13 protein-coding genes are annotated in these 19,735 nt (G+C 40.5%); 5 read left to right on the top strand and 8 right to left on the bottom strand.

Annotation, left to right across the window (positions count from 1 at the left end):
- Positions 1-12: 12 nt before the first annotated feature.
- Positions 13-1,134, bottom strand: coding sequence for a glucose-1-phosphate adenylyltransferase subunit GlgD (glgD, locus tag R2R35_RS13215; protein ID WP_317730290.1), 1,122 nt, complete (start codon positions 1,132-1,134; stop codon positions 13-15).
- Positions 1,131-2,405, bottom strand: a complete 1,275-nt coding sequence (locus R2R35_RS13210) for a glucose-1-phosphate adenylyltransferase (protein WP_317730289.1) — start codon at positions 2,403-2,405, stop codon at positions 1,131-1,133. The genes glgD and R2R35_RS13210 overlap by 4 nt, the downstream gene beginning before the upstream one ends.
- A 629-nt stretch (positions 2,406-3,034) precedes the next feature.
- On the opposite strand from R2R35_RS13210, the gene murC reads away from it, so the two are divergent.
- From murC to R2R35_RS13190, 4 genes are all read left to right on the top strand, one after another.
- On the top strand, positions 3,035-4,438 hold the full coding sequence (gene murC, locus R2R35_RS13205; RefSeq protein ID WP_317730288.1) for a UDP-N-acetylmuramate--L-alanine ligase: 1,404 nt from the start codon (positions 3,035-3,037) through the stop codon (positions 4,436-4,438).
- Positions 4,439-4,728: 290 nt separating this feature from the next.
- Entirely contained in the window at positions 4,729-6,027 is a 1,299-nt protein-coding gene (locus tag R2R35_RS13200) for a DnaD domain protein (RefSeq protein WP_317730287.1), read from the top strand.
- Between the two features lie 79 nt (positions 6,028-6,106).
- Complete coding sequence (locus R2R35_RS13195; RefSeq protein ID WP_317730286.1) at positions 6,107-7,093, top strand: ATP-binding protein; 987 nt, start codon at positions 6,107-6,109, stop codon at positions 7,091-7,093.
- A 173-nt stretch (positions 7,094-7,266) separates the two neighbouring features.
- Entirely contained in the window at positions 7,267-8,436 is a 1,170-nt protein-coding gene (locus R2R35_RS13190; RefSeq protein ID WP_317730285.1) for a ribose-phosphate pyrophosphokinase, read from the top strand.
- A 219-nt stretch (positions 8,437-8,655) separates the two neighbouring features.
- Here the strand turns inward: R2R35_RS13190 and R2R35_RS13185 are convergent, their stop codons facing one another.
- From R2R35_RS13185 to R2R35_RS13160, 6 genes are all read right to left on the bottom strand, one after another.
- Entirely contained in the window at positions 8,656-9,471 is an 816-nt protein-coding gene (locus R2R35_RS13185) for a MerR family transcriptional regulator (RefSeq protein WP_317730284.1), read from the bottom strand.
- A gap of 135 nt (positions 9,472-9,606) precedes the next feature.
- A complete protein-coding gene (locus R2R35_RS13180; protein ID WP_317730283.1) occupies positions 9,607-11,910 on the bottom strand; it encodes a transglycosylase domain-containing protein in 2,304 nt (767 codons plus the stop codon).
- A gap of 155 nt (positions 11,911-12,065) precedes the next feature.
- Complete coding sequence (locus R2R35_RS13175; RefSeq protein WP_317730282.1) at positions 12,066-14,207, bottom strand: ATP-binding protein; 2,142 nt, start codon at positions 14,205-14,207, stop codon at positions 12,066-12,068.
- A gap of 12 nt (positions 14,208-14,219) precedes the next feature.
- Positions 14,220-15,290: a metallophosphoesterase family protein gene (locus R2R35_RS13170; protein ID WP_317730281.1), complete on the bottom strand. Its 1,071-nt coding sequence runs from the start codon at positions 15,288-15,290 to the stop codon at positions 14,220-14,222.
- A gap of 686 nt (positions 15,291-15,976) precedes the next feature.
- The gene (locus R2R35_RS13165) at positions 15,977-17,905 is read right to left on the bottom strand and encodes a substrate-binding domain-containing protein (RefSeq protein WP_317730280.1); all 1,929 of its coding nucleotides are present in this window, start codon (positions 17,903-17,905) and stop codon (positions 15,977-15,979) included.
- A 317-nt stretch (positions 17,906-18,222) separates the two neighbouring features.
- The gene (locus tag R2R35_RS13160; RefSeq protein WP_317730279.1) at positions 18,223-19,125 is read right to left on the bottom strand and encodes an N-acetylmuramoyl-L-alanine amidase; all 903 of its coding nucleotides are present in this window, start codon (positions 19,123-19,125) and stop codon (positions 18,223-18,225) included.
- Between the two features lie 318 nt (positions 19,126-19,443).
- On the opposite strand from R2R35_RS13160, the gene R2R35_RS13155 reads away from it, so the two are divergent.
- The gene (locus R2R35_RS13155; protein WP_317730278.1) at positions 19,444-19,734 is read left to right on the top strand and encodes a hypothetical protein; all 291 of its coding nucleotides are present in this window, start codon (positions 19,444-19,446) and stop codon (positions 19,732-19,734) included.
- Position 19,735: the final 1 nt, after the last annotated feature.

Here is a 19,735-nt window from a genome sequence, read left to right as displayed (position 1 = left end):
TCCTCTTGCTTTTTACATTAAGTATCTTTCATTTCGTTCAATGACGATTTTTACATTATCCGGCTCTCCCACATAGGTTGAATTCGCCCGGATGGTATCTCGGCTCTCCACAATACAATTCTCTATATAGGTGTTATCCCCGATATGGACATTGTTTAAGATAATGGAGTTCTTAATCGTACAGTTGTTGCCGATATATACTTTTTTAAAAATAACGGAGTTTTCTATACGTCCGTTTACTATACAGCCGCTGGAGATAATACTATTACTTACCGCAGAACCCTGATTGTATTTTGCCGGTGGCATATCATCAATCTTGGAATAGATATCCGGATACTGCTTAAAGAAATAATCTCTTACCTCCTTCTTTAGAAAATCCATATTTGTATTATAATAAGCTTCTACAGAAGCGATATTGCTCCAATATGTATGAATCGGATAAGAGTATATTTTCTTTACATTCTTATAACGGATAAGAATGTCTTTCACAAAATCATATCTGTCTTCTTCGGCGGATTTCTCTAAAAGTTCGATTAAAAGCCTTCTTCTGATAACATATACACCGATGGACACCTTCTTATCATCAGCTCTTAAAGGTTTCTCCTCAAAATCCATGATTCTGTCCTCTTCATCGGTTTTTACAACTCCGAAACGGCTGGTATCCTCTTCGTCCTCCAACTCCTTGCATACTACTGTGATATCTGCCCTTTTCTCAATGTGGTATTCTAATACCTTATTATAATCCAGCTTATAGATGCCATCTCCGGAAGCAATGATTACATAAGGCTCATGGCTGCTCTTTAAAAAATTCAGGTTCTGATACATGGTGTCTGCTGTACCCCTGTACCAAAAGCTGTTATCTGCTGTGATGGTCGGGGTAAATACAAATAGCCCTCCCTGCTTACGGCCAAAATCCCACCATTTTGAGGAATTTAAGTGCTCATTAAGAGACTTTGCATTATATTGTGTGAATACCGCCACCTTCTGTATATGGGAATTGCTCATATTACTTAAAACAAAATCAATGCTTCGGTAGCTTCCAGCTATGGGCATGGCCGCTATGGCCCTTTTATGGGAAAGCTCCCGCATCTTATTGTTATTACCTCCGGCTAAAACGATACCTAGTGCTCTCATAGCCTCTCACCTGCCTTTATTAGATTCTCTCCGCTGGCAAGATTTCCTTCTTCATAATCGGACAGGACAGTGATACCCTTAATTGCAGTGTTCTTACCAATCTTAACACCTGGGGGTATGACGGAACCTTCTCCAATAGTTACCAGACCGAAAGAGTAAATTGACGGCTCAGTCCTATTGGGTACCTCTTCCCCCACACCAAGCTCTGAATTCTGTCCAATTACGGAATTTTCCGCTATTATGCCTCTGTATATTTGAACTCCGTCTTCCACTACAGTGGATTTCATGATAATGGAGTCTCTGACAACCGCACCTTTTCCGATATAAACGCCGGAACCAATTACGGAGTTATGCACTTCACCGTAGACCTCAGCACCTTCACCGATTATGGCTTTATCAATAACAGCCTCTTCGCCTATAAACTGAGGAAGTATGATATCGCTCTTGGTGTATATCTTCCAAAACTCTTCATACAAATTAAACACCGGGACCAAATCTATAAGTTCCATATTGGCTTCCCAGTAAGATCCAAGAGTTCCTACATCTTTCCAGTAACCATTATACTCATAGGCATATATTCTGTCTTTTCTTTCATGACAGTAAGGTATTACATGCTTTCCAAAATCGCAGCCTTTTTTCTCCGAGAGTGTGATCAGTGCTTCCTTTAACACCTCCCAGCTGAATATGTAAATTCCCATAGACGCAAGATTGCTTCTGGGTTCCTTCGGTTTCTCTTCAAAGTCTGTGATCCTTCGGTCATTATCTGTAATTGCAACTCCGAAACGACTGGCTTCTTCCCATGGAACCGGTATGGTAGCCAGGGTGATATCTGCGTTCTTTTGCTTATGAAAATCTAACATCGCTTCATAATCCATTTTATAGATATGATCTCCGCCCAGTATCAGGACATAATCCGGATTGTAATATTCCATATACTCCAGGTTCTGATATATGGCATTTGCTGTACCGGTATACCATTCACTGTAGGTGCTTTTCTCATATGGCGGCAGGATGGAGACTCCGCCTATATTCTTATCCAGATCCCAAGGGATTCCGATTCCTATGTGCGTATTTAAACGAAGGGGTTGGTATTGAGTCAATACCCCGACAGTATCAACACCTGAGTTAATACAATTGCTTAAGGGGAAATCGATGATTCTGTACTTTCCACCGAAAGTTACTGCGGGTTTAGCAATGTTAGAGGTCAATACTCCAAGTCTTGAACCTTGTCCTCCTGCCAGAAGCATTGCTATCATTTCTTTCTTTATCATGCAATCACCTCTTGTTGTTTAATTTGACATTATTATACCATTCATTTACAGGTTTGTGAATAAATTTTACAAATATTTTATTAAAATATATATTTTTTATAGCATTATATATAATGAACAAATTCAATTACCCCCTTTTGGTTAATTTTGTATGTATTTCCCCTTGTTCAAATATTTTTCTGTGGTTTTACCCTAAATTTCGACTTGTCTGTCGAAATAATCAAAACTGCTGTACAATAAAATTCAATACAAAGTACATTTTGTTTTTACCCGGGTATGTCTAAAACAGTTGTGATACATTTCCATTCATTGATTTCTTTCTTAATTAACCAAGTTTCCCAAAATAGCAATTTATCATATTATGAGTGTATGCGAAAAAATCAATTGTTTTTTTAGTGGAATTGATTATAATTACAAATAGGTTTCATACTATATAAACTGAACTGTTGCTATATCTTTTACAGTGTGCAAATGTGATGATATATCTGGTTTTCATTACAGCTATACAAACAAAGGTTTATAAGGTTATACTATTTAGGTTATATTATTTCAGTTCATTATGTTTCAGTTTATAAATTAACCCTGCAATTCCATAATGGAAAGCAATCACAAAGAATAGGAAGTGTCTTATGTTTAAGATTGATTTTAACACCCCCATCAAAGTACATTTTATAGGCATTGGCGGTATCAGCATGAGCGGTCTGGCAGAGCTTTTACATACCCTACGATTTGAAATTACCGGATCCGATGCGAAGGCAAGTACCACTACTGATCATTTGGAAGGGCTTGGCATTACTGTATTTTATGGTCAACGTCCTTCAAATATAACTAACGATGTAAAGCTGGTCGTTTATACCACAGCTGTAAAGGAAAACAATCCTGAACTTATGGCCGCCAGAGAACTTGGCATACCGGTAATAGACAGAGCTGAACTCTTAGGACAGATAATGAAATGCTATCCTGATGCCATCGCAGTATCCGGTACCCACGGAAAGACTACCACTACTTCCATGATATCCCTGCTGTTATTGGATGCTGGTCTTGATCCAACTGTTTCCGTTGGCGGAATTTTAGACGGCATCGGCGGAAATATAAGAATTGGAAAATCAGAGCACTTTGTAACGGAGGCTTGTGAATATACCAATAGTTTCTTAAAATTCAATCCTACGACAGGAATAATACTAAATATCGAAGAGGAACATCTGGATTTCTTTAAGGATCTGTCAGATATCCGTAACTCCTTTAAGTCTTTTACCGATCTTCTGCCCGACGATGGACTCCTTGTCGTAAACGCTGATATAGAAAATATATCCCTTTTTACCGGTGAACTGAACTGTCCTTATATTACTTACAGCACAAAAGAGGAGTGCGCTCCTTCAGCCGGTGCCAAGCACCATTACTTTGCCGGAAATATTCATTATGATGCAAATGGTTTCGGTCAATACAGTCTTTATGAAGACGGAGTACTGCTTGGCGAGATTCATCTGCATGTGGTAGGAGACCATAATATTTCCAACTCACTGCCTGCAGTGGCTGTTGCCAGAAACTTAGATATTCCTTTGACAACAATCCAGGAATCCTTATCCCGTTTTACCGGAACAAAACGCCGTTTTGAATACAAAGGCACCATAGCAGGTGTTACGGTTATCGATGATTATGCGCACCATCCCACTGAGGTTACCGCAACTCTTACAGCAGCCAAAAACTATCCTCACAGCCGTCTGTGGTGTGTATTTCAGCCCCATACCTATACCAGGACCCGCTCCTTCTTAAAGGAATTTGCGGAAAGCCTGTCTCTGGCGGATAAAATTGTACTGACTGATATCTATGCTGCCCGGGAATTGGATCCAGGTGACATTTCTTCCAAGGATTTGGAAGCTTTATTAAAGGAAAAAGGCAAGGATGTCATCCATATTTCGACTTTTGATGAAATACAAAATTATTTATTAGAAAATTGTACTAACGGCGATTTGTTGATAACTATGGGCGCCGGAGACGTTGTAACCATTGGAAATGCCATTTTAGGACTATAGTTATCCACATTATCCACAACCTTATCAACAATTTCACTGTGATAAGGCTGTGGATTTTTTATTCCATTCACAAATTACCTTAAGCTGGTTAAAGTAATTTATCAGCTAGCCATTATTACAGCTTTCCGGTTGTTTTTACATTATTTTACAATAAAATTCTGCTTCATTTCCACATTATCCACATTATCCACAATTTTATCCCCCAAAGCTTTCCCGGAAATTAGCCTATTTCCAATCCCAATGCTCTATGTTACAATATGACTTACAAAGGAAATGAGAGGTTAATAAATATGAGTGCAATACTGTTAAATACCAGCCGCGAACGGGGTGTAACCCTGGTACCCAACTCTTTTATTGATGAATATATGCCTGTTGCCAGCGGTTCTTATGTGAAGGTATATCTTTATCTGCTTCGCTGCGTACATAGTTTCGGTGATGTATCTATTACCATCTCATCCATCGCCGATCACCTGGACGAAACAGAAAAAGATATTATACGTGCTCTTAGCTACTGGGAAAAGGTTAACCTGATTCGTTTGGAAAGAGACAGCAAAAAAGAAATTATTTCCATGACAATAAATGATCCGGAATCCAAAGAATCCGAAATCACAAATGAAAATACATACAATCAAAGCTACCCTGATGGTAACCAAAAGACCAGCTACACCGCCCCTGTTTATCCTGCTTCCTCCGCTGAGGAGGATTATGCAAAGAGTGGATTAACGGAGAATAATTCGGAGACCGGTGCTTATACTAACAACAGTTATGACAAATCCTCTTATGATGACAGCCCAACGGATGAAACCGCATATGCTGATATGTCAAATGCCCGAATCCCGGAGGACAGGAAGGCACATATGTTTGAAAAGCCCACCTATTCCGAAGCTCAGATAAAGCAGCTGACAGAAAATGACGAGGTCAAATGGCTGCTGAACATAATTGAGATCTACCTGGACCGTTTGATCAAACCCATGGATCTGCAGCTGATCCTATACCTTTATGAAAGCCTTGGTTTCTCCGCAGAGCTTATCATGTATTTATACGAATACTGTATCTCTAAGAACAAGAAGAATCCGTCCTACATAGAAGCCGTTGCTCTTTCCTGGGCAGAAGAAGGGGTGGATACCGTAGAAAAAGCCGAAGCCAAAACCGCTCTTTATAACAGCAATTACACGGCCATCAACAAAGCTTTTGGGTTAAACAGGGCACCCGGTCAGATTGAGAAGCAATTTATAGAAAAATGGCTGAACAAATTCGGTTTCTCCATCGATATCATCGTGGAGGCCTGCAACCGTACCATACTGCTTACCCAGAAGCCGGATTTTAAATATGCGGATAAAATACTGGAGAACTGGAATAAAAAAGGCGTAAAGGAATTATCACAGATAAGCAAGCTGGATGAAGAGCATTCCAAGGACAAGGCCGCCAATGCTGCAAAAGCTGCCGCTATGACCGCTGCTAATTCCGGAAAATCTGCCAAACCTCAGACAGCTGCCCAAAACCGGTTCAATGCTTTTCCTCAGCGCTCCTATACGGAGGCGGACTATTCGTCCATGGAACAGAAGCTGCTTCAGAAAAAGATGAATTAATCACGTTTCATTGCACAGCCTGCTGCAGACCCGGACAAGGCTGGCTGGACTATATGTTTTTAGAAGGAGAAAAACCCCTATGGCTCTTAAAAACTATCAATACAACAAAATCCTGCGGGACTATGACAACAGGCAGCTGGAAGCCAAGCACGCACTGGATATCCGAATGGAGGAGGCCTATGGGAAGATTCCTGCCTTAAAGGAAATTGACGATGAAATAGTAACCTGCGCTATTGAAAGTGCCAGGCAAATGCTGACGGGTAAGGAAGAAGCTCTGGAGAATCTGAAGCTGGTAGCAAAAGGTGCCGATAAACGCAGGGAAGCCCTATTGAAAGCCCACGGATACCGGGCTGATTTTCTAAAGCTGCGTTATCAGTGTCCGGACTGCAAAGATACCGGTTATATTGGAAATGAAAAATGCCATTGCTTTAAGCAGGCTATTGTGGATATTGTCTATTCCCAGTCCAACATGAAGGAAGCTATCAGCAGAGAAAATTTCAGTTCTTTCTCTTTCTCCTATTATGCTGAAGATTACATTGACCCCTCTACCCAAACCTCCCCCAGGGATAATATTGCAAGGGTGGTAAAAGAGTGCAAAAACTTTATTGACTCCTTCGATACCGTAAAAGGCAACCTTCTGCTTTACGGAAATACCGGCGTTGGAAAGACCTTCCTGGCCAATTGTATTGCCAAGGAATTATTAGATAAAGCTTTTACGGTAATCTATCTCACTGCTTTTCAGCTGTTTGATATCCTTGAGAAGAATAAATTCGGCAAAGGGGAAGAAAATTTCGAAGCCGGCAGCCAATTTGAATATATATTGGACTGCGACATGCTGATCATAGACGATCTTGGCACAGAGCTTACCAATGCATTTGTAAATGTTCAGCTCTACCTTTGCATTAATGAACGGCTGCTTCGAAACAAGTCCACTGTCATCTCCACCAATCTGTCCCTTGACAATATTAACACGCTCTACAGCGAAAGGGTATTCTCAAGAATTGCCAGTAATTTCACTCTCTTAAAGATCATAGGTGAGGATATTCGACTAAAAAAACTGTTTTAGCCTTGACTAACTTTAACGATAATGGTATAACGTTAATGGACATTTTTCGTGACGGTTCAGTCGAAACGAATTTTAAGAATAAAATGTACTGAATAATTCACATAATCAATTTATCCTAAACAATGGGGTTTAAGATACTTTAACTCCCTAAAATCAATTGGAGGTCAAACGAAATGCCGCAGCAAGAAAAAATACTAGAAACGATTCCCGTCGGCACATTGGGCATGATTGCTCTGGAAAGCAGCAAAACCCTTGGACAGAAAGTTAACGACTACATTGTAGACTGGCGCAGAGCAAGGGAAAGCGAGCACACATCCACTATTGCCTTTGCAGGTTATCAGCGTGATTCCTACTTAATCGATGCTCACTGCCCCAGATTTGGTACCGGTGAGGCAAAAGGTGTAATCAAAGAATCCGTTCGCGGTTCCGACCTTTACCTGCTTCTGGACGTTTGCAACTACAGTTTAACTTATTCGGTATGCGGACATACCAACCATATGTCACCCGATGACCACTATCAGGATCTTAAAAGAATTATTGCAGCGGTAGGAGGCAAGGCTAGAAGAATTACAGTTATCATGCCTTTTCTCTATGAAAGCAGACAACATAGAAGAAGCTCCAGAGAATCACTGGACTGCGCTCTTGCATTACAGGAGCTGACGAATATGGGAGTTGAGAGTATTATAACCTTTGATGCTCATGATCCCCGTGTACAGAATGCTATTCCGTTAAAGAGCTTCGAAACCGTACAGCCTACTTATCAGTTTATCAAAGCACTTGTAAACCATGTACCGGATCTTAATATCAGCTCCGATAACATGATGGTAATAAGCCCCGATGAAGGCGGTATGAACCGTGCCATTTATTTCGCAAATGTGTTAGGCGTAGACCTTGGTATGTTCTACAAGCGCAGAGATTACACCACTGTTGTCAATGGCCGTAATCCAATTGTTGCCCATGAGTTCTTAGGCTCCGACATTGAAGGAAAGGATATGCTTATCATTGATGATATGATTTCTTCCGGAGAGAGTATGATTGATGTTGCCAAGGAATTAAAGAGACGCAAAGCAGGCAGAATTTTCGTAGCTTCCACTTTTGGTTTATTCACGAATGGACTCTCCAAATTTGATGAAGCTTATGAACAGGGCTTAATCTATCGTGTTCTCACCACTAACCTGGTATATCAGACAGAAGAACTGCTGTCCAGACCTTACTATATCAATGTAGACATGAGCAAATATATCGCTTTGTTAATAGATACCTTAAACCATGATTCTTCTATCAGCAAACTGTTAAATCCCACAGAGCGTATTCAGAATATTCTGGCAAAGGTTAAGAAGTAACATTAAGGGGGGCTGCTTTAGCCCCCCCTTTATAAGACAATGTTCACTATACTTCTTGCTGCTGAGAACAGATAATCACTTATATCTTTGTAGCTGGCTGAACCTTCGCCCTGTGACAGTCTCACTTTATGACCGAACACATGGCATTCCATAAGGTTACTATATACTCCCTCTCCTAAGTGCTGAAAGTTTTCTTCTTTTCAGTACCAAAGTATTTCGTCAGGAATTCTTTTCAACGGGTATCTGTATTTCCGTTATATATTCTTCTTCATTTTCCGAGTTCCACTCACCCTTTAAATAAAGCTCTCGCTGAGGTCCGTTTATGGCATAACCGTTTTCCTCAATCCAGTCTGAAGCTGCCTTATAGGCTTGCCCTATCGTCTTATAGGGACCTTTGTGTACAACACAGGCTGCCGAAACAGATTCAAGGTTTCGTACATTAATCCGGTCACTGCCCTTTAACTCTCCGGTGATGGCTTCCAGCACTTCTGCATCCACTGCATTCTCAAGCCCTTTGTTATCATAATAAATTACCAGACAGGGTGGTATTATCTTTCCTTTGTTGCTCTCAATATAACTTACCAGCTCTTCCCACAAATGTCCTTGCGCAGGATAATCAGGGATTATATCCCTTAAACCTGCCACCTTGATTTCTTCTGTTTTCTTAAAGATAACATCATATTCCATTGTAGTGCCCTCCTGATCCAGGTATTCCATATAGCCTTTTAACAGATTAAGACGTTCTTGTTCTCTTTCAATATTGTTCTGTATTTGAGACTGCTTGAAAGCAAGAAGCTCCTTTAAAGTCTCTTTTCCCTTGTTTTCCTTTACAATAAGCAGAATCTCCTCCAGGGAAAATCCCATATCCTTTAGATTCAAAATACGATTAAGGATTGTCATCTGTTCCGCCGAGTAATAGCGATAACCGGTCAGTTCATCGGTTTTCACTGGCTTTAACAGATTCAGAACATCATAATGCCTTAAGGTTGCTATGGTCACTCTGTTTAATTTTGCGAATTCTCCTATTTTAAACATTCATTTTCCTTTCTGGGTATTTATAAGTTAATATTTAATACTCAGATTTTTATTGGGGCCCCAATGAAATAAGTATAAACCCTGCTGTTACAATAGAGTCAATACTGATACTCAGGAATTTTTAAGAAATTTTATTTAGGGTATGGTTTCTCCATCCCCGGTACCGCTTTCCTCATCTCCATTCTCACCGCTGTTATTCTGCCCGCCATCACTGCCGTTTCCGTCCTCTTCACCACCTTGGGTAGTGTCCGGATTGGTGGGTTCCTCTGTCACTCCCGGCTCCTCCCAGCCATCTTCCCAGTCATCAGGATCTTCCGGTGTGGGAGTCGGGGTATCTGTTGGGGTTGGGGTCGGGGTATCCGTTGGAGTTGGTGTTGGGGTATCCGTTGGGGTTGGCGTTGGGGTGATTCCCTGATCTTCCGCTTTCTCTGCATCGGTTCTATTATCTGTATAAGCAGGGAAGGAAATATTCTCCAAGCCCTTATGGATAACATTCATGTATGTTTTCCAGATTGTTCCGGGATAGCTTGCTCCTGATAAACTGCTGGTGGACTTGGGGATATCATAACCAACCCAGACTCCCGTTGTGTAATAGGGTGTATATCCTACGAACCAGCCGTCTTTCTTATCGTTTGTAGTACCTGTCTTACCGGCACTTATCATATTATCAAGTCCAAGACCTCTGCCGGTACCGTTCTTTATAACACCCGTCATTACATCCGTCATTATTCTAGCGGCATTTTCACTGTATACCTGCTTCTTTGCTGTTTTATTCTCTACTATTACATTGCCCTCTGAATCCTTTATGGTAAGAATACAAGTAGGTGCTCTGTATACGCCGTCATTTTCCAAAGCCGCATAAGCAGAGGTTATTTCAAGAGGACTGACGCCATAGGTAAAACCTCCCAGTGAAGCTGCCGGGTAATAGTCATTCTTATCAATCTTAGCGAAATTCATATGGAGGAGATAAGATAACCCCACCTTCGGTGTAAGCTCTTCAAAAAGCTGCCAGGCAATGGTATTCTTAGATTTTTCTACCGCTGTTCGAACAGATATCTTTCCAAGATACTTACCATCTGCATTGGAAGGTCCTCCTTTGAATTTATGGTCATTCACCACATTGTCAGGATAGTAACCATTCTCAAAGGAAGGTGTGTATACAATAAGCGGCTTGATGGAACTACCCGGCTGACGGAAGCTCTGATAAGCCCTGTTAAGGGTATAACCCTGTGACTCCTGATATCTGCCGCCTACTATTGCAACTACCTTACCGGTTTCATTATCAATGGATACCGCTGCTCCCTGAAATTCATAAGTACCGTCCTTGTTTTTCTCTGTAAAGTCAGTCAGGGTGGTATCTACCGCTTGTTGTAGTGCTTCCTGTTTTTCCATATCAATGGAGGTATAGATTCTGTAACCTCCGTAATAAAGAGATTTCTGATACTTGGTATAGGTCTCGTTGTATTCCTTATCGTACTCTTCCTTGTCAGCATCGCTGTCAAATTCCGTGCGAAACACAAAACCTTCTGCTTCCATTAATGCTCGTGTTGCAGTATAGAAGACATAAGTTTCAACGTAATTATTCTTATCAACCTTCTTGGTTTTTATCTTCATTTTTTCTGCTACTGCTTCATCATATTCAGCCTTGCTGATCTGACCATCCCTGTACATCTGGAGAAGGATTCTATCCCTTCTCTTTGTGGTGTTTTCCGGATAATCCAGGGGGTCATATAAAGTAGGGTTATTTGGTATCGCACAAAGGAATGCAATCTGGGATAAGCTCAGCTTATCTACATTTTTATTGAAATAACCTTTACTGGCCGCCTGAATACCATAATAACCGTTAGCAAAATAAATATTATTGAGATAGAATTCCATGATCTGCTTCTTACTGTATTTCTTCTCCAGGTCTACCGCAATAAATATCTCTTTTAATTTTCTTTCATAACTTACTTCATTGCTTAAGAAAATACCTCTGGCCAACTGCTGGGTAATGGTGCTGGCTCCCTGGGTTATCTTACCCCTATGTTTAATCAACGCCAGAGCAGCACGGATATTGGCATTTAAATCAACACCTCCATGCTCTAAGAATTTTTTATCTTCAATGGAGATCATGGCCTGAACTACAAGCTGGGGTATTTCTTTATATTCCAGGTAATAAACATCCTTTTCACCTTTTAATACAGATAAAAGTTTCTTGTTGGTGTCATAGACAAGGCTGGTCTCCATCTGTCTGAAGGTTTCCGGAGTCGAGTTGCTTACCAGCTCGTTGGCCTGTTTTTGATATTCCACAAAATCATCTCCGTAGCGGTAGTCAAAATACAGGCATCCCGCAAGGAAAAGAAGAGAAAACACCAAAAATACTGATAACAGTATCAGCCTGATCTTCTGTCTTAAGCGTTTATTCTTTTTTTTCTTCTGCTTTTTATTTGTTGCCATAGCAATAACCATACCTTTCTAGGGACCTGCAATGCTTTAAACTGCAGGTACAAATTTACGCGATTCACAATAACATTACCCGTTAACGCAAACTCTGATGGCCAGGTTGTAAATATTTATATCCCGCTACAAAAGCGAAAATGTCACAGGAATTTTTAATTGTAACTTCCCAGGTCAATATAATGAAACGGTATCCCAATGCTCTCCAGAATCTCCCGTTCCCTGTTATGACAGGTGAAAAGAAGTATTTGCCTGCCGCTTTTCCCAAGATATTCGAGGGCTTTACGGGTTCTCTTATCGTCATAATAGGCAAAACAGTCATCCAAGAGAAGGGGAAGTCCCTTCTGATACATGATATCAGAGACACTTAATCTTAGCGCTAGCAAAAACTGCTCCATGGTTCCGGTACTTAATTTGTCCCAGGGCCTGTATTCCTCCTTCATCTCTGCTTTCATTTCAAGATTCTCATCTATTACTATCCGGTGGTATTTCTCATCTGTTATTCCTGCTATTAAGTCGGATATCTTACGATTTAGGGTGCTCCCAAATGAATCATGAATTTGCTGTGATAAAATCCTGATTGTACTGATGGCAGCCGCTACTGCCTTTATTTCCGTCTGAATTTCTTCATCCTTTTCTTTTAAGCTTTTCTCCCTTTCCTGGTAATGAAAGAGTTCTTCCTCTTTGCCAGAAAAGGCATTAAGCTCCCACTTAATCTGCTCACATTGCAGCTTCAACCGGTCCCTCTCACCATAAACCTCTTCTTTCGCGCTTTGCACTTCCCCTTGCTTCTCCTCTAAATATACAATGATTCTATCCAGTTCCTTGCTGTTAGGGATATACTCCTGTAGCATAACCTCTTTCCAGAAAAATGAGAACTGCCTTGCTAACTGGAGTATCTCTGCTTTTCTTATTGCCTGCTTCTCTTCAAGACGGGTTTTCAGTCTTATGTACTCCCTTTTCTGCTCTTCCTTAAAGTTTCCTTCTATTTCCCTCTTTAGTGACTTTTCATATAGACCTGATAAATCATTCTCTTCCCGTACTCCATATTTTTTCAGAAGTTCTTCGCTTTTTTTGTTGCTTTTTATCAAGTCATGCTCTATTTGTACAAGACGCTTGCCTGTATATTTCTTATGTTTCCCCAAACCAAAGGTATATAAGATACCTACTGCTGCTCCTGAAAGAAGCAGTGCTGTTCCAACTGCAAAAAGCAGATTGTCTATCATTGGGTGTTGGCTTAACTTTACTGCTCCTAAGAAAGATAAACCCAGACCAATGACTCCTAATCCTGCTGCCAGTATTCCCTTAATACCTTTCCCTCTCTTTTCGTGGGAGGCCTCTTTTAAAAGACTGCTCTTCTCATTCTCCAGGCTTTCTTTTTCCTTCCGGTAAACTTTTAAAGTATCCAGCCCTTCTTTTAGCTCCCTGCTACCAGCCTGGGGTCCCATGGTAAACTCCTGCTTTAAGGCCTGCAGGGTTTCCTCCAGTTCTTTCATCTGCAGCTTATTGCTTTCGTAATCCCCAATCTTATCTCTTAACAAAGGTATTTTAAGCAGGAGGCTTTCATAATTCAGAGTACTCTCAGCAGCCGTTCCTTTACTTTCAAGGCTTAAGCATCTGGCTTCTGCCTGTGACAGTGTTTTTGTTATTGTATTCAACTGGTTCATCAGGCTATCCGCCTTCTGCTCCATTGCCAAGGCCTGTTCGATCTTTCGTTTTACGTCTTTTAGTTCCTGCAGGGGTCTTTTCCCCTCCAGCTCCCTCTTTTTGTTGTGTAAGAATGTCAGGGCTTTGTTGACATCCACTTCGTTATTCTTCGTAAGGGAAAGGTTCGTGATATAATTTCTTACCTCTCCTGCCAGTTCTGCTCCTGTTCGGATCTTTTGCTGTTCTATGCTGATGGTATTCACATAGCCGGATTCAGTAAGACCGCCGAGAAGCTCCTGTATATATATGGGCTCTAATTCTCTTCCGGTGTCCAAATCCAGAAAAGAAGTACTTTTATTATTTTTATCAAAATTCCGGATGATACGATAATTCTTCTCTTCAACAGAAAAATCCAGACTTCCTCTGTAGAGGGAGGGATTCTCCCAAGGCTGGAATCTGGTATAGATATCTTCTTTGGAGGCCCTTCCTCTGAGTTTGTCTATGCCGAAGAGCATTCCTCTTAGAAATCCATGAAGGGTAGACTTACCCGCTTCATTTTCTCCGTAAATCAGATTGATGCCTTCCTTTAAGGATATATTCTTCTGATGGAATTTTCCGAAATCCGTTATTTTAAGTTCTCTGAATTCCAAGTGTTTTTCTCCTTATTTGTAATTCTTGGCTTCCAAAAGGGCTTCCATACCATAATAAAGGGCTTTTTCTCCCAGCTCTTTGGCAAACCCGCCTTCTTCGATAGCCTTAATGTAAAGGCCTATAATGTTATCTTCATTTTCCGCCTTCAGTGCCGAAAAATTATAATCCGGAAGCGTGCCATCCACTATCTCCAGAATATTTCCAAGGGAAGTCAGCCCTTCTATGTCATAAACCGTATCTCTGTCCCTTTTCCCCGCAAGGTGGAACTGGTATATGTGATTTTCACCTTTGGCCTTTATCATTTCTTTTATTTTTTCACGAATTTCCCCGTTGGTAAAACCAGTCTGAACGGGTATTGTTATTTTATGGTAGCTACAGGCTGCATGAGGTATAAACGCTGAAATAAGGTTTCCTGCCTCTTCTTCCTTAATAATCTCTCCTCTGATATAACCTCTTTCGCCGGTCTCATTCTTATCCATTGGCTCCAGGGAGCCGGAATATGCCATGTTTTCTGCCAGATACTGAGGTTTATGAATATGCCCAAGCGCTATATAATCAAATCCTGAATGCATTAAGGTATTCTTATCAAAGGGTATGTTATCCGGTGTCCCTCCATGAGCCAGCAGAATATTAATCCGCTCCGGACATCCGGGACTTATGCGATCATACAAAGGCTCTCTGATTTCCCTTGCGTGATAACTCAACCCATAAACCTCTGTGTTGATATCCTCCAGGAAGATGCTGTCCATCTCCTTATTCTTAAGCATATGCACATTAGCAGGCCAGATAAAGTCTGTATACGGAGATCGTTCACTAATATAATCATGGTTTCCTGCTATCAGCACTACCTGGGTATGAGTCAATCTCCCCAACGTATAAGCCGCTTCCTTTAGCTCTCTTAGCAACGGCTGCTTGTGAAAAAAATCTCCTGCTATCAGTAACAGCTCCAGCTCTTCCATCTCACACAGCTCTGTTATACGATGAAAGCTTTCCCAAATATCCTTCTCTCTTTTCTGACTCCAGGGATATCCCCTGTCGGGGGCTGCCCCCAGATGCACATCTGCTATATGGATGAATTTCATAGTGACACCTCATTTATTGTGAATTTGCTTCTCTTTCTTTCATTCTTCCAAACAGGATACTGCCTTTCGCTGATTGCATTTGACAGCCTCAAAGCTGCCTGGAACAGTTTACGGCTAAAATACTGCTTTGTACATTATAGCACAGTAATATAGACAAAACTATGAAATAAAAGGAAGGAAAGTTTAAGATTCTATTGCATTAACTTTAAATTTTTTGAAACTATCCTGTAAAATATGGTTTTGTAGAATCAACTAATTTATTTTTTCTGGCATTGATTGGATAGTATTATAGCATAGAATCATTTTTAAGTCGAGTTTTTTCGAATATATGTTCGTGTGTGTGCTGTAAATCCACTGTTAATCATTGCTTTTCTGTCAATTACAAATAGTATTGGTTCCTGTTCTTCCCTTACATAAATGCCTGAGGATTACGGGCAACAGCTTTGCAGAACCTATACTGTGCCTTTCCAAGACACCGCTAATGTTAATAGCGGCATGAATAACCTGAAATTTCTGCGGCGTTATACCAGCTGTTAAATCACTTTCTATCGTAAAGCAAAAAATGCTCCACCCTGTAACATACAATTAATGAAAACGATAAAGTTATTTAAGAATCCACTTTATAGTAATTTCTTTTAACTGTTTGTTACAAGGAGAGCATCTATATGATTTATATTCTTTTTTAATTAAAATCTCTGTTCAAAAATCTTAAGGTTATTGGCATTTACTTCATAGGTGCCGGTATCCGTAACCTTCTTCACCTCTTTGCCTGCGAAGATATCCACGAATAGTTCCAATGGAACACTTCCCCATACAAAAGGCCTTTGGGCCACCGCTGCTTTAATACTTCCTTTTTTCATATGTGCGGCTACTTCTTTTGTAAAGTCTATGGTTACCACTTTGATATCCAGACCATGGCTCTCTACATATCTAGCATAGGCCAGTCCCCAACCCACATTGGTTGAGAAGAATAACCTGGTATCCGGATAATCCTTTAACATCTTGGTAATTACTCTTTCTGCTTCTTCTTTGGAGGGTTCCCCAACAACGCCAACCTGGTGTACAGATATTTCGGAATTCTCTGTAACTTCTTTTATAAAACCTTCAGCTCTTTCTTCAATTGCCGCTAGTTTATAGTCCGTCCACATTCCAATTACAACATCTCCTCTGCCATCTAAGAGCTGTTTTACGATCATGCCTGCACTGCGGCCGCATTGCAGAGTGTTGGTACCAATAATAGCTTCGTGAGAAATCCCTTTAACGGGAGACTGGATAAAGATAATTTTGACACCTTTCCCTGACAGATTCCGAAGCTCTCTGGCAACTGCTTCATCCTCAATGGGTGAAATCGCGATTCCATCAAAGCTGTTAATAGAAATATTCTTAAGAATATCAACCATTTCTTTCGTCCCTTGTTCACCTCTGGACTTGGGCGCATAAATCTCGACCTCCATATTAAGTACTTTGGCGGTCTTTTGTGCTTCTTTTGCTGCCGGCTCCCAGAAAGGATCATCCAGATCCCAAATAAGAGCTACCTTTTTCTTCCTCTTTACCACCAGGGAGGTCTTAATGGAATCCGAATTCTTTTCTATGTAAGATACCTTATCACACAACTCTCTGGTCATCTTAACAAGGATATCAGCCATACTGTTCTGGCTTATCGTTAAGGAAGCGACTTCCTCCGTTGTTGCAGAGGACTCTTCAACAACAGCTGCGATGCTGCCCAATGCCTCAATAAGAGTAGTCTTTTCCCTGGTCAGCAGACTGACTTCTTCATTGAAATCCTTCTGTCTCTTTATGAATATATCCGCAGTATCATTCACCTGCTCCACGGATTTAATTACCTTGCTCACAGCATGATTCTGCTCTGTGAAAATTACAGTAGAAGAATCCATCACTCCTCTAAGGTTATCCAACTGGCCTGTAATATCTGAAAGTGATCTGCTGATATTCTCACTGGCCTGTCTGCTTTCCTCAGACAGCTTCCGGACTTCTTCTGCTACCACCGCAAAACCCTTGCCTGCTTCTCCGGCTCTGGCAGCTTCTATGGAAGCATTCAAGGCAAGCAGATTGGTCTGGGAGGCAATGCTATATAGTACTTTCGTTATTTCTGTTATGTTCTTGGTTTTATTCAAAAGAGTATAGATAGCATCCGTAATTTCCGTCATGACCTTCTCGTTCTTTTCCTGGTTGACGGATAGATTATGAATAGCTTCTTTTCCTTCTGCGTTTACTTCACTCATATCATAGGCAAGTCCTATTAATTCCTTGGACTTCATATCCATCTCATTAATCTTGTCTGCCAGATGATCAGCAACACCCATGCATCTCCCCACATCATCTGCCTGAGATTGTGCTCCTTGCGCTATGTATTCTGAGGAATGTCTAACACTTAAAGAGGTGTCAACGATTTCTTCCACTACGCCTTCCAGCTGCCCGGAAATGGATTTTACATTGTCAAAATCATTACGGAACTGAGTAAAGTATTTTCTGTAGCTATGGTACATATCATTTTGGTCCGTGTCATCACTGCCGATAAACTCGTTCTCAAAATCCCAATCCAACATTCTCTGTATCAGGATTGGTCTCTGTAATCTCCTGCTGCTCTTAAACATAGTTAACCCCCTTAAAGTTATATTAGTTATTGTATCACCAGTTTGTGCATATTTCAATTTATTTTTTTGTATCCTGTCGCATAATATGTGTTTTTGTATTTATTTTTAGATTTGAAAATTAAATATATAGATGTTTTGCATAATATTTTTTTATAATAGTATATTATTCTACATATTACGTTGTATATATTACATAAATCGACTCTTTTCTTCTTTTCTTTTTTTAAGCTTCTTAAAAAGGGCTGCTGTATTTAAGGCTTTAGAATTTTTATTTACCTTCTGTTACCTTTTTTAAATACAGCAACCCTGCCAGATAGTTATTTCTTTCTTCCTTTTGACAAAGCAGTTATGGTATTACTGCCAGCACCCCAGCCAGAATCTTTACCAGTCTGATTCCAGCCGAGTTTTTCCCAGTAAATAAGCACTGCTATCCTTGTCTTGTTACCATATTTTCCATCCACAGCTATGGGTATAAAGCTTTCTCCGGTAAGCACTGCGTTCAGCTTCTCCTGAAGCCACTTGATATCCTTTACAGAGGAGTTTTTCTTAATTGTCTTTTTTGGTATATATACCTCAGAAACATATTTAACACCGGTATATTCACAGATGCCTTTACATATTTCCTGGGCGGACTCTTTCCAGAAGGCACTGTTTCCCATCATCTGCAAAGCTTCCCTTTCATTGGTCATGAAACACAACTCGGTAAGAATTGCTCCTTTGGTTCCAAGGGTATTACAGTTACACATGGCAAGGGCTGACTTCTTAATCCCTCTGTTTACCTGAGAGGTTCCTTGTGCCAAATATTTTAACACTGCCTTCGCAAGCTTTTCTGATTTACCGCTGTAACTGCTATGAATATATACTTCTACTCCTTCTGCCGCATTAAAGGTCTTACCATCACCGTATGCATTATAATGTATGCTTACAGAGTAATCACACTTTGCATTCCTGATGGCAGTCTGCCTTTCTGTGAGAGAGGTATCGGCATCATTTTTTGGATTATTATCATTGAATCCGGTCATCACTGTGGTAAACCCGCAGCGTTTGAGCTCCTGCACCAGAAGGTAGGCAACGCCGACAGCCGCCACATGCTCCCTGATGCTTTCGCCTTTTTTTACATCGGCTTTTCCATCTTTGTCAAAATCCACATCTGTTGGCACGGGAGGTGTGCGTTTACCGGCAGTGTCGTAGCCATGTCCTGCATCAACTGCTATTTTCATATTTGCCCTCCTTATTATATTGATTTGAGATAGACCTTTTATTATACTTAATATATTCATTGGTCTGTATACTTTTTCATATTAACTTAAAACAAGGTAAGTCAATTAACCCATAGCTTTTGTTTACGGTTATATATTCCGACATAATAGTATATTTAAATCTCTATCGATAAGTGCGGATTTCAGTGTGTTTTTAAGTTCTTTTGTATAATACAGGAAAATGTGATTATTATTGAGACTTTGTCATGGAAAATTCATGCCCGGTATATTACCTGCATAAACTTATGGCATGTTAAGGAAGGAATGGTGATTTGTGTAATGACGAAACGAGAATTAAAATTTCTACTAACTGATCTGGAAGTATATGATTCTAAGAAAATAACAGAAGAAGAAGCTGTACAAAAAGATCCCCAAACAATCTACCACGAAAATGGAAGTGTTTATGAATGGGAGGATACAGAACTTGATTGTGAGGATATGCTTCTGGCTTTGCAGGCGAAGCAAACCGCAGACATCCATTCCATTAAGAATATCTGCGGTTTCTTTGCTTTTGTATTGTGTATTTTTCTCATCTGGCTGGTGTTAAACTTGCTTGCAATAGCATTGTAGT

The organism is Anaerocolumna sp. AGMB13020 (genome assembly GCF_033100115.1).
Lineage (GTDB): Bacteria > Bacillota > Clostridia > Lachnospirales > Lachnospiraceae > Anaerocolumna.
The sequence above is the reverse complement of the archived record's forward strand: the minus strand, read 5'-3'. Positions and strand labels throughout refer to the sequence as shown.